We start from the raw sequence: 15,658 nt of genomic DNA, 5'->3' as shown, positions 1-15,658 counted from the left end.
GTGTCGACAGCGGGGGCGAACCTTCCGGTCCGGTGAATCGTTAGCTCCGTGGAAAGTGCTTGTGCCTCGGGTCGCCGTGCCCAGGACCAGGACAGTGCCCGCTCACCGCTCACCGCCCGGCTCCCACCGGGCCGGCTCCAGCCCGTCGTCTGCCAGGAAGAGGACCACCGGATGGCCCACCACCGCACTGCCGCTACACCGCGACCTGCTCGCCCGCGTGTCGACGTCAGTCGACGGAAGTTCCTCGGTTTCGTCATCGCTGCCCCGACGCTGGTGGTGGCCGCGGAGATGGGGCGCCAGTCGCTCGGGCTGGGCCCGACCGCAGTCGCGAGCCCGCTCGTGTCGCCCCCGCAGGTCCCGGAGGCCTACGATCTGCTCGATCTCCTGCGCGAGACATCCCGCGCGACGGCGAATCTGATCCGCATCACGGTCAACCGCGACAGCACGGTGTCGTTCGCGCTCCCCCGCTCGGACAACGGGCAGGGCATCATCACGTCCACCCAGATGATCATCGCGGAGGAGATGGGCCTCGATCCCGACCAGGTGATCGTCACCCTGGCCGATGCCCGCCCGGAGCTGCTGTTCAACCAGATCACCGCCGGGTCGAGCACCACGTTCACCACCTACACCCCGATCCGGGTGGCGGCCGCGATCGCCAACAAGCGGCTGCTCGACGCGGCGGCGGCCCAGCTGGAGCAGGAGGTCGGCCTGCTCACCAGCCGGGCGGGCCTGATCACCAGCACCGTCGGGGCGGTGATCCCGATCGGTGACCTGGCCGAGGTCGCGGGCACCGACGTGACCGAGGAGGTGGAGGTCCTCCTCAAGCCCCGCGAGGAGTTCACGGTCGTCGGGAAGCCGCGCAACAAGTCCGACCAGCTCGCGATGGTGACCGGTGCGAAGAAGTTCGTCACCGACCTGGACATCCCCGACGCCCTGCCGACCATGGTCTGCCGGGCACCCACGCTCAACGGCACGGTCGACTCGGTGGACAACATCGACGAGGTCCGGCGGATGCCCGGCGTCACCGACGTCGAGGTGGTCGGCACCGGCATCGCGGTCCGTGCGCTGACCTTCGGCCAGTGCATCGACGCGATCCGGGTGTTGCGGGCCCGGTGGGGCCCCGGGACCGCCGAGGGCGCGAACGACGACTCGGTGCTCGCCGAGATCAAGGCGGCCGAGCTGCCGCTGGTCGTCCCGGCCGGGGTGGTGGGCGAGAGCCTGGAGAGCGAGCACACGTTCTACTTCCGCAGCGGCGCCTCTTTGGAGACCAACTCCGCCATCGCCGACGTGCGTGACGGGAGGGCCGAGATCTGGGGCCCGGCGAAGAACCCGATCGCCGCGCAGGCCGAGATCGCCAAGGTGATCGGCCTGCCGACGAGCGCGGTCACCTTCCATGTCATCGAGGGCGGTGGCTCGTTCGGCCGCAAGCTGTTCTTCGACGCCGCGCTCGAGGCCGCGGAGATCTCGAAGAAGATGGGCAAGCCCGTCAAGCTGATGTGGCACCGCGCCGACGACTCGCGCGTCGGGCGCGTGCACCCGCTGTGCACCTCGCGCGTGCGCGCCGTCATCGCCGGGGACACGGTGGTCAGCTTCGAGCAGCGTCACGCCAGCGTGGCGACCGAGACCAACCCGGGTCTCGGCGAGCCGCTGACCGCGGCGGTGTTCAAGCTGCCGGCCGCGAACTACACGCTGTCCCAGTCCATCTTCGAGCTGACGCAGGTGACGCACTACAACTTCGGGGTGAGCACCCGGTTGCTCAACGAGGTCGACCTGCGGTTCAACACGCAGTCCACCCGCAACATCTACTCGCCCGACGTCACGGCCGCCCGCGAGCTGATGGTCGACCGGATCGCCGAGCAGATGGGCAAGGACCCCTACGAGTTCCGCCGGGAGTTCCTCAAGTCCGACCGGGCGCGCGGGGTGCTGGACAAGGTCGCCGAGGAGGGCGACTGGGGCAAGTCGATGCCGGAGGGCACCGCGCAGGGCCTCGGCTTCCACTTCGAGTACAAGGGCGTGTCGGCCTGCCTGGTGGAGATCGACTGCCGGCCGGAGACGGTGAACCGGCCGATCCGCGAGGGCGTCACCGGGCCCCGCGTGACGAAGGTGACCTTCGCGATCGATCCCGGCCTGGTGATCAACCCGCGCGGCGTCGAGGCCCAGATGATGGGTGGCATCAACGACGCGATCGCCAACGTGTTGACCTCCAGCCTGCATCTCACCGAGGGCTACTTCGTCGAGGCCAGCTGGGACAACTACTTCTACACCCGGCAGTGGAACACCCCGATCGAGATGGACATCCACATCGTCGACTCCGGTTTCCCCGAGCCCGGCGGCATCGGTGAGGCCGGTGTGGCCTCCACCGGGGCGGCGGTCGCCAACGCCTACCGGCGCGCCACCGGCATCACGCCCGAGTTCTTCCCGATCAACCACAAGGACCCGTTCCCGTACGAGCCCAAGCCGGTCGTGCCGCCGGTCCCGCAGTCGCCCACCAATGGGCTGCAGTTCACCTTCTAGGAGCCGACATGCCCACCCACACGTTCACCCTCAACGGCGAGTCCGTCACGGTGGAGGTCGAGGACGACGTCCGCCTGCTCTGGGTGATCCGCGACATCCTCGGGGTCACCGGACCCAAGTACGGCTGCGGCATCAACGTCTGCAAGGCCTGCACCAGCCACATCAACGGCAAGGCCTTCAACCCCTGCGCCGTCCCGGTGAGCCAGATCGGCGCGGACGACGAGATCACCACGATCGAGGGCCTGGCCGACACCGTCGGCTCCGACCTGCACCCCATGCAGGAGGCCTGGATCGACAACGACGTCGCGCAGTGCGGCTACTGCCAGCCCGGCCAGATCATGGCCGCGGTGGCCAAGGTCCGCCAGTGCGCCGCCGAGGGCCGCAAGCTCGACGACTCGGCCATCGAGGAGATCCGCAACATCTGCCGTTGCGGCACCTACAACCGCATCCGCGAGGCGATCTACGCCGGCGCGGAGAACATGTGAGGAGCCCGGACATGAGGACACGCAAGCAGCTCGTCGTCGCCGCGATCGTCGCCGCCACCGTGCTCGGCGGCGCGGGTGTCGCGCTGGCCGACGTCTCCACCCCCGACGACCTGGGTCAGGGCGTCAACGCCGTCACCACCCTCGTCGAGGACCTGTTGGCCCAGGTGATCGACGCCGTCGACGCGCCGAGGCCGGAGGGCGCCGACGGTCTGGAGACCGAGCTGCCCGACGTGGACCCCCGCTTCGTCGAAGGCCCGCTCGGCGGCCTGATCAACGATGGTCCGCTGAGGTAGGACGCGGCGCACGCAGATGGCCTGCCTGTCCGGTGGATCCGCCACGCGGCTGGACGCCCCCCGATGCCGTGGCACTGCGGCTCGGGGGGCGTGGGTCACGGCGCGCTGCGTCGCCGCGGTGAGTCGTCCTGGGCGAGCTCGCGCAGCGCGGCCAGTCCCCGTTCGAGCCCGCGCAGGGCATCGACATCGATGCGCATGAGCAACCGCCGGCGCCGCTTCTGGCCGGCCGCGGCGATCTGTTCGACGAGGGCGAGGCCCTCGGGGGTGAGGCCCGCGAGCCGGACCCGGCGGTCGCCGGCGTTCTCGATGCGGTGCACCAGCTCGCGACCGACCAGCCGATCCACGATTCCGGTGACGGTGGGCAGAGTCACACCGAGAGCGTGGGCGAGGTCGCCCTGCGGGAGGGGACCATCCGTGTCGAGCAACAGGAGGATCCGGAGCTGTTGCATGGTCAGCCCACTGTCGAACAGCGGGTCCGGCCCGGCCCGGGTGATCGCCCGCCGCAGCACGGCCTCGTGCCGATCGATGGACGCGAGCAGCTCCAACCGTTCGCCGTCCATGACCTGCCCTCCGTGCCTCAGCGAAATCTCAGCTCCCGATGAAGCTTCGCCCCGACCGTAGTATTCACTGATCCCCATGACCTGGCTCGCGCGTCTCAGCCTAACCAACCGTGCCATCGTCGGACTGGTCACGCTGCTCGTCCTCGCATTCGGCGTGGTCGCGGCCACCTCGCTTCGCCAGGAGCTGCTGCCCTCGCTCGAGCTGCCCGTGCTCACCGTGGTGACCCCCTACCCGGGTGCCTCACCCGAGTCCGTGGAGCGGCAGGTCACCGACCCGATCGAGACGGCCGTCGACGGCGTCGACGGCCTGATCGGGTCCTCCTCGACGTCCAGCGGCAGCGTCTCCGCGATCACCCTGGAGTTCGCCTACGGCACCGACATCGACGAGTCCGCCACCGCGGTGGAGCGCGCGGTGGTGGGCATCGCGCTCCCCGACGGCGTGACACCGACGGTCAGCGCGATCACCACCGACGCGATCCCGGTGCTGCAGCTCGCGGCATCGTCCACGCTGGCCGACGACCAGCTCGCGGCGGTGCTGCGCGACGACGTGCGACCGCTGCTCGGCGCGCTCGACGGTGTCGGGCAGGTGACGTTGTCGGGCATCGCGGACCCACGTGTCACGATCGACCTCGACGCGGCGGCCGCGGCCGATCGCGGCGTGTCGCCCGCGGCGATCTCCCAGGTGCTACAGGCCAACGGCGTGCGGGTGCCCGCCGGCGAGCTGACCCCCGACACCCAACCGGTGGCGGTCGAGGTCGGCACCCCGATCACGGCGGTCGAGCAGCTGAGCGAGCTCTTCGTCGTCCCGGCGGCACCGGGTGCTGACCCGGTGCGCCTGGGCGACATCGCCGTCGTCACCGCCGAGCCCGCGCCGGCCACCGGGTACACCCGCACCAACGGTGCGGCGAGCATCGGGATCGGCATCACGAAACTGCCCGATGCCAACACGATCGCGGTGTCCGAGGAGGTCACCGAGGCGCTCGGGGAGGTCGCCGACCTGCTCGGTGGAGCTGCGCAGGACGCCGAGGTCACGGTGGTGTTCGACCAGGCGCCGTTCATCGAGCAGTCGGTCGAGGACCTCACCACCGAGGGCCTGCTGGGCCTGCTGTTCGCCGTGCTGGTGATCCTGGGCTTCCTGCTCTCGGTGCGGGCCACCGTCGTGACCGCGGTGTCGATCCCGCTGTCGGTGCTGCTGGCGCTGATCGTGCTCTACCTCGGCGGCAACACGCTCAACATCCTCACCCTCGGCGCGCTCACCGTCGCCGTCGGGCGCGTCGTCGACGACTCGATCGTCGTCATCGAGAACATCAAGCGCCACATCGGCTACGGCGGCCCGCGGCGCGCGGCGATCCTCACCGCGATCCGCGAGGTGGCCGGCGCGATCACCGCCTCGACGATCACCACCGTCGCCGTGTTCCTCCCGATCGCCTTCGTCGGCGGTCAGGTCGGCGAGCTGTTCCGACCGTTCGCGGTGACCGTCACCGCCGCTCTGCTCGCCTCGCTCCTCGTCTCGCTGACGGTGGTACCGGTGCTGGCATCGGTGTTCCTGCGCAGCCCGTCCGCACCGGCCGACGCGGAGAGCCGCGTCACCGAGGAGCCCACCGCGTTGCAGCGTGGCTACCTTCCGGTGCTCAACGGGGCGCTCGCCCGCCCGGTACTCTCGCTCGCGCTCGCCGTGGCGGTCCTGGGTGGAACCGTCGCACTGGTGCCGCTGCTGGAGACCAACTTCCTGGGCAGCACGGGCGGCGACACCCTCACCGTGACCCAGGAGCTCGATCCCGGCACCGGGCTGCCCCAGGCCGACGCCGCCGCACGGCAGGTGGAGGAGGTCCTCGCCGGCATCGACGAGGTCGAGAATTACCAGGTCACGGTCGGCTCCCCGGCCGGTGGCGCCGTGCTGCTCGGCCCACCCGGCGACCTCGAGAGCACGGCGACCCGGTTCGCGGTGACCCTCGCCGAGGACGCGGACGTCGAGGCGGTGGCCGCCGACCTGCGCGAGACGTTCGACGGCCTGAACGGCGCAGGCACGCTGACGGTCACCGCCGGGCAGGGCGGATTCGGCACCGACGAGCTCGCCGTCGACGTCCGCGCCCAGGACCCCGAGGTCCTGGCCGAGGCCGCCGCCACGGTCCAGCGGGCCGTCGAGGCCATCCCGGGCGCGGCCGACGTGCGCAACAACCTCGCCGCCGAACAGACCACGGTGGACGTGGCCGTGGACCGGCGGCTCGCCGCCGAACAGGGGCTCACCGAGGCGGCGGTGGGCCAGGCCGTGGCCACGGCGCTGCGTGGTTCCACCGCCGGCACGGTGACGATCGACGGGGTCGAGCAGGACGTCGTGCTGCGCACCGGTGACGCTCCGGCCGACCTGGCCGCGCTGCGAGCGCTGCCGCTGGGCGCGGTGACCCTCGCCGACATCGCCACGATCACCGAGACCACCACCGTGCCGACGATCGTGCGGACCGACGGCGAGCGCAGCGCACAGATCACCGCCCGCCCGGACGCCGATGATCTCGGCGCCGTCACCTCGGACCTGCGGGCCGAGCTGGACGAACTCGACCTTCCGGACGGGGTCACTGCGGAGATCGGCGGGATCAGCGCCGATCAGGAGGAGGCGTTCACCCAGCTCGGACTCGCGCTGCTGGCCGCGATCGCCGTGGTCTACCTCGTCATGGTCGTGACGTTCCGCAGCCTGCTGCAGCCGCTGCTGCTGCTCGTCTCGATCCCGTTCGCGGCGACCGGAGCGCTCGGTCTGCTGCTGATCACCGGCATACCGCTGGGTGTGCCCGCGCTGATCGGCATGCTGCTGCTCGTCGGGATCGTGGTCACCAACGCGATCGTCCTGATCGATCTGGTCAACCAGTACCGGCGCGACGGGCACACCGTGCGCGAAGCCCTGGTCGAGGGCTCGGCGCAGCGGCTGCGCCCGATCCTGATGACGGCCGTGGCCACGGTGTTCGCCCTGCTGCCACTGGCGTTGGGTTTCACCGGCGGCGGTGGCGGGTTCATCGCCCAGCCGCTCGCGGTGGTCGTGATCGGCGGCCTGGTCACCTCCACGCTGCTCACCCTCGTCCTGGTGCCGGTGCTCTATCTGCTCGCTGAGCGCCGTGGGGACGGTCGGTCGTCGGCGGACGACACCGCGGACGAGCGATCCGCCGGCCGCGGACCGGCCGGCGACTCGCAGGCACCGGCGCGGCGGAAACCTCTCGCCGTGGTGGCGCCGGGCGCCGGAGCCGGCGCGACCGCGGGCGCCTCGATGCCCGTGAACACCCCCGGAGTCGCCGACGGGTTCGCCGTGACTCCCGAGCCGCACACCTTCCAGAAGGCCCCGGCCGGCCCGGCGCTCTACGGACGGCTCACCGATCGCGACGGGAACCCGCTGGCCGCCGCCGCGGTCGCCGTGTTCGACAACACGGGCAGCCAGGTCGCCGCCACCTACTCGGACGGTCGGGGTGACTACCGCGCCGACCTGTCGGAGGCAGGGGAGTACCTGCTCGTCGGGCAGTCCGGCGGTCGTGAGCCCGCGACCGAGTGGGTCGAGGTCACCGAGGCCGCGGTCCGACACGACCTGGCCGTCGACGGCCCGGCCTGCGTGACCGGCCGGATCCGGACCGCCAGCGGAACGGGGGTGCCCGCGCTCGTCACCGTCGTCGACCTCGCCGGGCAGCGCGTCGCCGGCGGGCGGGCCGACACCGACGGGCGCTACCTGCTCACCCACATCCCCGCCGGGGAGCACCGGCTCCTCGCCGCACCCACGTCCGCGCCCTCGGCCTCGATACTGATCCAGGTGCCGCAGACCGGCACCGTCCACCAGGACATCGACCTCGCCCCCGCCGGCGAGGTGACCGGCACGGTCCGCTCGCGGCAGGGCATGCCGATCGGCGGCGCCGTGGCCACCGTCCGCGATGCCGACGGCACGGTGGTGGCGTCCGGCCGCACCGCCGCCGACGGATCGTTTCGGCTGACCGGGCTGCCCGAGGGCACCTACACCGTCACAGCCAGCAACGGCCTTCCCGCCACAGGCACCGTCGACGTGCGCCACGACGGGGCGGTCAGCACGAGCCTGGAGCTCGGTGATCCGGTCATCCCGAGCGAGGCGGAGAACGGTCGCGTCACCTGATACCCGGGAGAAGAACCATGCCGATGCCCATGACCTATCGCATACTGCTCGGTCACCGTCCCCCATCAGCCTCGGCCCGCCGGTCGGCGCAGCTGCGCCCGGCCAGCTCGTCGTCGAGCAGCTCCTGCCGGGACCTACACGACGAGCAGCGACATCAACCGGCCCACCGCGGGCACACCCCCCGCCCGAAGGACACGTACGCGTCTACCAGCAGCACCTCATAGACCATGGTGCTGACGGAACCGGTCCGCCAGCCGCTCGTCACCGTGCGTGACCCGACGCCCGCGTAGTGGGCGACGGTGGCCGCTGCGGTGTGCGACCCCGCGCTCCGCCCCTTCGCTGCCACCGCGCCGAGGTGCTCATGTCCTGTCGCCGACCGGACGACCCGCAACCCGGGCTCACCCGGGCGGGCCGTCGAGCGCGGCGAGGTCGGTGGCGAGCGTCGAGCCGGTGGAAGGGCGCCAGAACCTCGCCGGAGTGCTGAGCCAGTGGAGTTACACGACGTCGTGGCCGCGGCCGGGGTGCGCCGCGATCCCACTGATGTAGTCGCCGATCGCGCCGCCGCTGTGCCGCTCCAGCGCCTGGCCGAACGCGGCGTCGACCGCTGCGGCGATGGCCGGTCTCGCTCGGCCGATGGCGGCGGTGAGCTGGGTCATCTCACTCCCGCTGGGGATCCACCCGGGCTCGTGTCCGGCCAGCACGGCATCGGCGAGCCCGCCGATGAACCGTGCGGCCAGCGCGTCCACCGACGATCTGAGCTGTTCGGCGACGGCGAGCACAGCGTCGACCGGGAGGCCCGACGAGACCAGCTCGCGCAGGGCGTTGAGCAGCCGCGGACTCGGCACCCTGTACCGGCCCGCATCCTGTGGTTCGATCACGCCGATGTCGTGGAGCCGGGTGATGGCGGTGTCGAGGCCGTCCGGACCGGCGAACGGGCTCAGATCCGCCGGGGTGGTCATGGTCGGGATCTCGTCGCTCCAGAAGCCGGTGACGACCTGTTCGAGGCCGAGCACCGCGGTGAGGTCCCGCCCCTGCTCCCAGGCCGCGATGAGCTCACCGATGTTCTGCACGGTGTAGCCCCGCTCGAGCAGGCGGCCGACGAGTCGCAGCCGGGCCAGGTGGGCCTCGTCGTAGAGGCCGACCCGGCCGGCCCGGCGCGGAGGCGGGAGCAGACCACGGTCCTGGTAGGCGCGGATGTTGCGCACGGTCGTCCCCGCGGTGCGCGCGAGCTCGTCGATGCGGTACTCGCGGCCGTTCATCCGGCGCCCCGTCGGGTGGCCGGCCCGGCTTCCGAGGGTGACCGGTCGTCGGTGCTGTGCCACGCGAAGCCGAGGGATCCCCCGAGGACACCGAGCAGCGTCCCCACCAAGAAGCCGCCGATGTTGGTGGTCACCAACGAGGTCAACGACACGAGGATCACCGCCACGCCGGTGAACTCCCGGTGGCCCGGTGCGAACCAGAGGAATGCGGCGAGCGCGCAGAGGGCGCAGCCGAAGAGGAACCCGGAGGTCCCGGCCAGCCCGGGCAGCAGCAGCACCGTCAGCCGCCCGCCCGGTAGGAAGAGGATCACCAGGCCGGCCGCGGCGGTCAGGATCACCGCCGCCAGCGGGTGCGAGCGCCACCACCGGTGCCACCGGCCCCCTCCAGCGCCCCGGTCGCGCCGACGTCGTGCCGCAGCTGATCGGGGCATCAGAGGCATTCCGGCTGGTCCTGGCCCACCTGCAGGCGCAACCCCGACAGGGTGAGCTGGTTGACCGTCGCCCATCGGGCCGTCGCGCTGATGTCCAGCGCGAGACCGCCCGCGGTGACCGGCACCCCACCGGTGGACGTGTCCACCGGTGTACCGTCCGGCGCCGTCTCGCTGCGGTTGAGGAGGATCTGCTGTCCCGCTGCGCCCACGCCGTCGAGGCTCTCGATGGCGATCTGGGCATCGCCGACCACGATCGGCGCCGAGTCGTCGGTGACCGCGCGTAGCACGTAGGAGCCGAGCGGCGTGTCGACCGCGGTCGACACGCACGCACCGGCGATCGTGATGTCGGACAGCTGCAGGACGACGACGGGCTGGCGCGAGCCGTCTCTGTTCTGCACGAACGAGGGCAGTGCGCCGCGCGCCTCGGCGTCGAACCGCGCGGCGGTGAACTTCAGGGTCTGCCGCCCCTCCATCGCCAGCGCGACGGGCACCGCGCCGGTGGCAACCCCGGCAGTCAGCAGCCCCAGGGCCAGCATCGACGGCAGGAACACCATCGCGAACCGCCGCCCGCGGACGTGCCCGCCCGGGGAGGGCGGCGCGCGGTGTGTGCCGACATGCTGGGTCATCGCTGCCTCCCGGCGGAGCGCGGACCTCCGGCGGAGATCTCTACATCGTCAACTGTGACAGTGGTGAACGGTAACGCCATGTGATCCGGCTCATCCGCCTCCCCCGGTTGCGGGTCGAGCACCGCGGTGAGGCGAGAGCACTCCGGCGGCGACCGCCATGCCATGCGCGGGCTCCTTGGTGACGACGACACCGGAGTCGTCGGTCGCGGCTCCCACGCGCCTGCCGACCTGCGGTCCGCCGCCGGCCGGGCGCTATCGCGCCCGGGATGACCGTGGCGGTATCACCGGGTTGCCGGGCAGGGAGGATCGGGCGCGCTGCGGTCGATGCGTGGTCGGAGTGCGGGGTCCGCTGCGGGGACCGGTGTGCCGCCGGGACGGAAGAGCCTGCTGACGTCGATGGCGGAGCGCGGCCGGGTCGTGTGCCTAGAACAGGCCCTAGTCAGATCCGGTTCACATCCGGCGCCGAGCTCGGGGGCACGCCCAGGCAGGCGTGGGCGGTCACGTCGAGCAGTTCGGCGAGCCGCTGCTCGGTCAGCCCGCTGCGGTAGAACAGCGTCGCCTGCACCGCGCCGATGGCGGCGTGCACGAGCAGCCGCAGCTCGCCGTCGCCGAGGTCGGGTCGCAGCGGTCCGAGCACGCCGACCCACTCCTCGATGTAGTGGCGCTGCTCGCGGCGCAGCCGTCTGCGGTCGGCGTCGGGCAGGCTGTGCGCCTCGCGGTGGTAGACCGCGAGGATGTCGCGGTCGTGCAGGGCGACCCGGATGTGGTCGCGGACCAGCAGAGACAGCGCGACGTGATCGTCGTCGCACTCGGCGACGATCGTGCCGGCCCGGTTCTGCAGCCGCTGCATCGCCTGGTCGAGCAGGGCGATGAGGAGGTCGTTCTTGCTGGCGAAGTGCCGGTAGACGCCCGAGCCGACGATGCCCGCCTCGGCCCCGATCTCGTCCATCGCCACGGCGTGGAAGCCGCGCCGGGACACCAGGTCGGCGGCGGCGGCGAGGATCCGGCGGCGCCGGTCCGGGTCTCGCCGCCGAACGCCGTCGGCCGATGTCCCACTCGCCATCTGGTCATCATGACAGCCGAGACGGTACGGTCGCGAGTGAACAGGTCCTCACTTCGCCGTGGGGCCCGGGACGACAGGACGGGAACCGGTGGGCGAGGAAACGATCACGTACGAGGTCGACGACGGGGTGGCCTGGGTGACCATCAACCGTCCCGAGGCCCGCAACGCGCTGAACGCGGCGGCCCGCGAGGGACTGTTCGCCGCGACGCACCGGTTCAACGGCGACGACTCGGCGAGGGTCATGGTGCTGACCGGGGCGGGCGACCGGGCGTTCTGCGCCGGGGGCGACCTCAAGGAGATGTCCGAGACGGCGCTCACCGTGCCGCCGCCCGACTTCGCCCCGCAGTTCGGCCGCAACATCGACGTCGTCAAGCCGACGATCGCCGCGGTCAACGGGGTCGCGTTCGCCGGCGGCTTCCTGCTCGCCCAGCAGTGCGACCTCGTCGTGGCCGCCGAGCACGCCACGTTCGCCGTCAGCGAGGTCAAGGTGGGCCGCGGGTCCCCCTGGGCGGCGCCGCTGTCGTGGCTGCTGCCGCCTCGGCTGGCCCTGCAGATCCTGCTGACCGGCGACCCGATCTCCGCGGAACGCGCCCGCGAGGTCGGCATGGTCAACGAGGTGGTCCCCGCGGCCGAGCTCCGGGCCCGCACGCAGGAGCTCGCCGTGCGGATCGCCTCGAACGCCCCGTTGTCGGTGCTCGCGGCCAAGCGCACCGCGTACCTGTCGGCCGAGTACCCGTTGGCCCGGGCCTACGAGCTGGCCGAGGACATCTGGGAGCCGGTCTACCTCAGCGCGGACGCCCAGGAGGGCCCCACCGCGTTCCGCGAGAAGCGCACACCGGTCTGGAAGGGGTTGTAGCCGTGGCCGTGTCCATGGAGTCCGTCATCGCCGACATCGAGGCGGAGACGGCCGATCTGCGAATCCTGCTCGCCGGCCTGCCGGAGGGTCCCGACGGCTGGGACGCCCCGACGCCCGCCGCCGGCTGGGCCGTCCGGGACCAGATCAGCCACCTGGCCTTCTTCGACGACGTCGCGGTCCGTTCGGCCACCGACCCGGACGGCTTCACCGCCGAGGTGCTGCCCCGGCTGGCCGACGGGACGATCGCGCCGGACACCATCGCCGAGCGGTACCGGGCGATGCCGGGCGCGGAGCTGCTGGCCTGGTTCGACGGTGCGCGGGCCGGGCTGGTCACGGCGTTCGCCGGGATCGACCCCTCGGTGCGGGTGCCGTGGTTCGGCCTGCCGATGAGCGCGGCGTCGTCGTTGACGGCTCGGATCATGGAGACCTGGGCGCACGGCCAGGACGTGGCCGACGGGCTGGGCCGCACGCGCCCCCCGTCGTCGCGGCTGCGGCACGTGGCCCACATCGGGGTCGGGGCGCGGGCGTTCAGCTACCTGGCCAACGGCCGCGAGGTACCCACCGAGCCGGTCCGGGTGGAGCTGACCGCACCCGACGGGAGCCGGTGGACCTGGGGGCCCGAGGGGGCACCCGACCGGGTCACCGGCCCGGCGCTGGACTTCTGCCTGCTGGTCACCCAGCGCCGCCACCGCGACGACACCGCGCTGCTCGCCGAGGGCCCGCTGGCCGACGAGTGGCTCTCGATCGCGCAGGCGTTCGCCGGGCCACCCGGCGGGGGCCGCAAGCCGGGCCAGTTCGCGGGGGGTGCGGCATGAGGGACCCGATCCGCATCGGCAACTGCTCGGGCTTCTACGGCGACCGGATCTCCGCGGCGCGGGAGATGGTCGAGGGTGGCCCGATCGACGTGCTCTGCGGGGACTACCTCGCCGAGCTGACCATGCTGATCCTGGCCAAGGCCCAGGCGAAGGACCCGGCGGGCGGCTACGCCCGCACCTTCCTCACGCAGATGGAGCAGGTGCTGGGCACCTGTGCCGACCGTGGGATCAAGGTGGTCGCCAACGCCGGCGGGCTCAACCCGGCCGGGCTGGCCGCCGCCCTGCGCGAGATGGCGCAGCGGCTCGGGGTGCCGGTCCGGGTGGCCCACGTCGAGGGTGACGACCTGCGCGGCGACCTCGCCGCGATCACCCCGCCGGTCGGGGAGGCCAAGCCGGTCTCGGCCAACGCCTACCTGGGCGGCTGGGGCATCGCCGAGGCGCTCGGCGCCGGGGCCGACGTGGTGGTCACCGGACGGGTCACCGACGCCTCCCTGGTCGTCGGGCCGGCCGCCTGGTGGCACGGGTGGGCGCGCACCGACTGGGACCGCCTCGCCGGAGCCGTCGCGGCCGGCCACGTGATCGAGTGCGGCCCCCAGGCAACCGGCGGCAACTACGCGTTCCTCGACGAGGTGACCGACCGCCGCTACCCGGGCTTCCCGATCGCCGAGGTGGCCGCCGACGGCTCGTCGGTGATCACCAAGCACGAGGGCACCGGCGGGCTGGTGTCGGTGGGCACGGTGACCGCGCAGCTGCTCTACGAGATCGCCGAGCCGGCCTACCTGGGCCCGGACGTGGTGGCGCACTTCGACACGATCGCGTTGCGCCAGCAGGCCGAGCACCGGGTGGAGATCAGCGGGGTCACCGGGAGCCCGCCGCCGGAGACACTGAAGGTGGCGCTCAACGACGTCGGCGGGTTCCGCAACACGATGACCATGGTGCTCACCGGGCTCGACGTCGAGGCCAAGGCGGCATTCGCCGAGCAGCAGCTGTTCGACGTGCTGGGCGGCCGCGACCGCTTCGCCGAGGTCGACGTGCGGCTGCTGCGCTTCGACAGTCCCGATGCGCCCACCAACGAGCAGGCCACCGCCCACCTGCGGGTCACGGTGAAGGACTCCGACCCGCGCAAGGTCGGACGGGCGTTCTCCAGTGGGATCATGGAGGTCGCGCTGGCCGGCTACGCCGGCTTCCACACGACCACCCCGCCGACGTCGGAGTCGGCCTACGGGGTCTACCGGCCCGCGGCCGTCCCCCGTTCGTCGGTGACCCAGCTGCTCGTCCTGCCCGACGGCGAGCAGCGGGTGATCGCGGATCCGCCCACCGCACCGGTGCCGGCCGGAGCGGCCGCTCCCGCCGCGGAGACCGCGGCGCCGGCCGGGCCCACCCGCCGCGCCCCGCTGGGCGCCGTGCTCGGTGCCCGCTCGGGCGACAAGGGCGGCAACGCCAACATCGGCCTGTGGGCGCGCGACGACGCCGGGTACGCCTGGGCACGTGCGCACCTGACCGTCGACCGGCTGCGCGGGCTGCTCGGCCCGGAGGTGTCCGACCTGCGGATCGAGCGGTTCGAGCTGCCGAACATCCGGGCGTTGAACGTGGTCGTGCACGGCCTGCTCGGCGAGGGCGTCGCGTCCTCCACCCGGCCCGACGCGCAGGCGAAGGGACTGGGGGAGTACCTGCGGTCCCGCCTGGTCGACGTGCCCGACTCATTGTTGACGGGGAACTGACCGCACGAACGACGCAGACCGGGCCCGGCGCCGCCGTGCCCCGATCGAGAGGTGGAACCACGTGGGTACGTTGGACGGCAAGGTGGCCCTGGTGTCCGGGTCCGGTCGCGGGATCGGGCGCGCGATCGCTGAGAAGCTGGCCGGGGAGGGTGCCCGGGTCGTGGTGAACGACCTGGACGCCGACCCGGCGAAGGAGGTCGTGGCGGCGATCGAGGCGGCCGGTGGCGTCGCGGTCGCCTGTGCGGGCAGCGTCACCGAGGACGGCTTCGCGGAGCGGTTCATGGCCACCGCGGTCGACGAGTTCGGCGGGGTCGACATCATCGTCAACAACGCTGGCTACACCTGGGACTCGGTCGTGCAGAAGATGAGCGACGACCAGTGGGACGCCATCCTCGACGTGCACCTCAAGGCGCCGTTCCGGATCCTGCGGGCCGCCCAGCCGGTGATCAGCGCCGCGGTCAAGCAGGCCAGGGCGGCCGGTACCGAGGTGCCGTGCCGCAAGGTCGTCAACATCTCGTCGATCGCGGGCACCGGCGGCAACGCCGGGCAGGCCAACTACTCCGCGGGCAAGGCCGGGGTGATCGGCCTGACCAAGGCGTTGTCCAAAGAATGGGGCCGCTACAACGTGACGGTCAACGCGGTGGCCTTCGGCCTGATCCGCACCCGGCTGACCGAGGTGCCCGCCGGCGGCGACGGCAAGATCGACATCGCGGGTCGCCAGCTGGCCGTCGGGGTGAACCCGGAGCTGCTCGACGCGATGGAACGGGGCATCCCGCTGGGCCGGGCGGGCACACCGGCCGACGCGGCGGGCGCGGTCTACCTGCTCTGCATCCCCGAGTCCGATTACGTCAGCGGCCAGGTCGTCATCTGCGGCGGGGGATTCACCGCCTGAGCGGTGCGGCCGTCCTGACCGGGCGT

At 72.2% G+C, this 15,658-nt stretch carries 13 protein-coding genes; 8 read left to right on the top strand and 5 right to left on the bottom strand.

Translation table 11 applies throughout. From position 1 onward, the window contains the following. Positions 1-171: 171 nt before the first annotated feature. From ACL02T_RS07555 to ACL02T_RS07545, 3 genes are read left to right on the top strand one after another with little or no spacing between them, the layout of a single operon-like run. A complete protein-coding gene (locus ACL02T_RS07555) occupies positions 172-2,514 on the top strand; it encodes a molybdopterin cofactor-binding domain-containing protein (protein ID WP_218601257.1) in 2,343 nt (780 codons plus the stop codon). Between the two features lie 8 nt (positions 2,515-2,522). Beyond that, positions 2,523-2,999 (top strand): (2Fe-2S)-binding protein, encoded by a 477-nt coding sequence (locus ACL02T_RS07550; RefSeq protein WP_218601258.1) that lies wholly within the window; start codon positions 2,523-2,525, stop codon positions 2,997-2,999. Positions 3,000-3,010: 11 nt separating this feature from the next. Next, on the top strand, positions 3,011-3,292 hold the full coding sequence (locus tag ACL02T_RS07545; protein ID WP_218601259.1) for a hypothetical protein: 282 nt from the start codon (positions 3,011-3,013) through the stop codon (positions 3,290-3,292). A gap of 95 nt (positions 3,293-3,387) precedes the next feature. On the opposite strand, the gene ACL02T_RS07540 is transcribed toward ACL02T_RS07545, so the two are convergent. After that, positions 3,388-3,852: a MarR family winged helix-turn-helix transcriptional regulator gene (locus ACL02T_RS07540; RefSeq protein WP_218601260.1), complete on the bottom strand. Its 465-nt coding sequence runs from the start codon at positions 3,850-3,852 to the stop codon at positions 3,388-3,390. 76 nt (positions 3,853-3,928) lie between these two features. Here ACL02T_RS07540 and ACL02T_RS07535 point away from each other — a divergent pair, with 76 nt between their 5' ends. Further along, positions 3,929-7,969 carry an efflux RND transporter permease subunit gene (locus ACL02T_RS07535; RefSeq protein ID WP_218601261.1) on the top strand — a complete coding sequence of 1,347 codons (4,041 nt, stop codon included), beginning with the start codon at positions 3,929-3,931 and terminating at the stop codon, positions 7,967-7,969. Positions 7,970-8,463: 494 nt separating this feature from the next. Here the strand turns inward: ACL02T_RS07535 and ACL02T_RS07530 are convergent, their stop codons facing one another. From ACL02T_RS07530 to ACL02T_RS07515, 4 genes are all read right to left on the bottom strand, one after another. Further along, complete coding sequence (locus ACL02T_RS07530) at positions 8,464-9,228, bottom strand: MerR family transcriptional regulator (protein ID WP_218601262.1); 765 nt, start codon at positions 9,226-9,228, stop codon at positions 8,464-8,466. Continuing rightward, entirely contained in the window at positions 9,225-9,659 is a 435-nt protein-coding gene (locus tag ACL02T_RS07525; RefSeq protein ID WP_225924728.1) for a DUF6114 domain-containing protein, read from the bottom strand. Before ACL02T_RS07525 ends, ACL02T_RS07530 begins: the two co-directional genes overlap by 4 nt. Next, a complete protein-coding gene (locus tag ACL02T_RS07520; protein ID WP_218601264.1) occupies positions 9,659-10,285 on the bottom strand; it encodes a DUF6230 family protein in 627 nt (208 codons plus the stop codon). The genes ACL02T_RS07525 and ACL02T_RS07520 overlap by 1 nt, the downstream gene beginning before the upstream one ends. 439 nt (positions 10,286-10,724) lie before the next feature. Further along, positions 10,725-11,348: a TetR/AcrR family transcriptional regulator gene (locus ACL02T_RS07515; protein ID WP_412829926.1), complete on the bottom strand. Its 624-nt coding sequence runs from the start codon at positions 11,346-11,348 to the stop codon at positions 10,725-10,727. Between the two features lie 88 nt (positions 11,349-11,436). Here ACL02T_RS07515 and ACL02T_RS07510 point away from each other — a divergent pair, with 88 nt between their 5' ends. The 4 genes from ACL02T_RS07510 to ACL02T_RS07495 all read left to right on the top strand — a co-directional run bounded on the left by ACL02T_RS07510 (position 11,437) and on the right by ACL02T_RS07495 (position 15,632). Next, positions 11,437-12,204 (top strand): enoyl-CoA hydratase/isomerase family protein, encoded by a 768-nt coding sequence (locus tag ACL02T_RS07510; protein ID WP_412829925.1) that lies wholly within the window; start codon positions 11,437-11,439, stop codon positions 12,202-12,204. Between the two features lie 2 nt (positions 12,205-12,206). Then, a complete protein-coding gene (locus tag ACL02T_RS07505) occupies positions 12,207-13,019 on the top strand; it encodes a TIGR03084 family metal-binding protein (RefSeq protein ID WP_412829924.1) in 813 nt (270 codons plus the stop codon). Further along, the gene (locus tag ACL02T_RS07500) at positions 13,016-14,740 is read left to right on the top strand and encodes an acyclic terpene utilization AtuA family protein (protein WP_412829923.1); all 1,725 of its coding nucleotides are present in this window, start codon (positions 13,016-13,018) and stop codon (positions 14,738-14,740) included. Before ACL02T_RS07505 ends, ACL02T_RS07500 begins: the two co-directional genes overlap by 4 nt. A 61-nt stretch (positions 14,741-14,801) precedes the next feature. Beyond that, on the top strand, positions 14,802-15,632 hold the full coding sequence (locus ACL02T_RS07495; protein ID WP_412829922.1) for an SDR family NAD(P)-dependent oxidoreductase: 831 nt from the start codon (positions 14,802-14,804) through the stop codon (positions 15,630-15,632). The last annotated feature ends 26 nt before the right edge of the window (positions 15,633-15,658 follow it).

It is taken from the genome of Pseudonocardia oceanicola (genome assembly GCF_047200735.1).
In the GTDB taxonomy this organism is placed as follows: domain Bacteria; phylum Actinomycetota; class Actinomycetes; order Mycobacteriales; family Pseudonocardiaceae; genus Pseudonocardia.
This window is presented reverse-complemented; position numbering and strand designations above follow the sequence as displayed.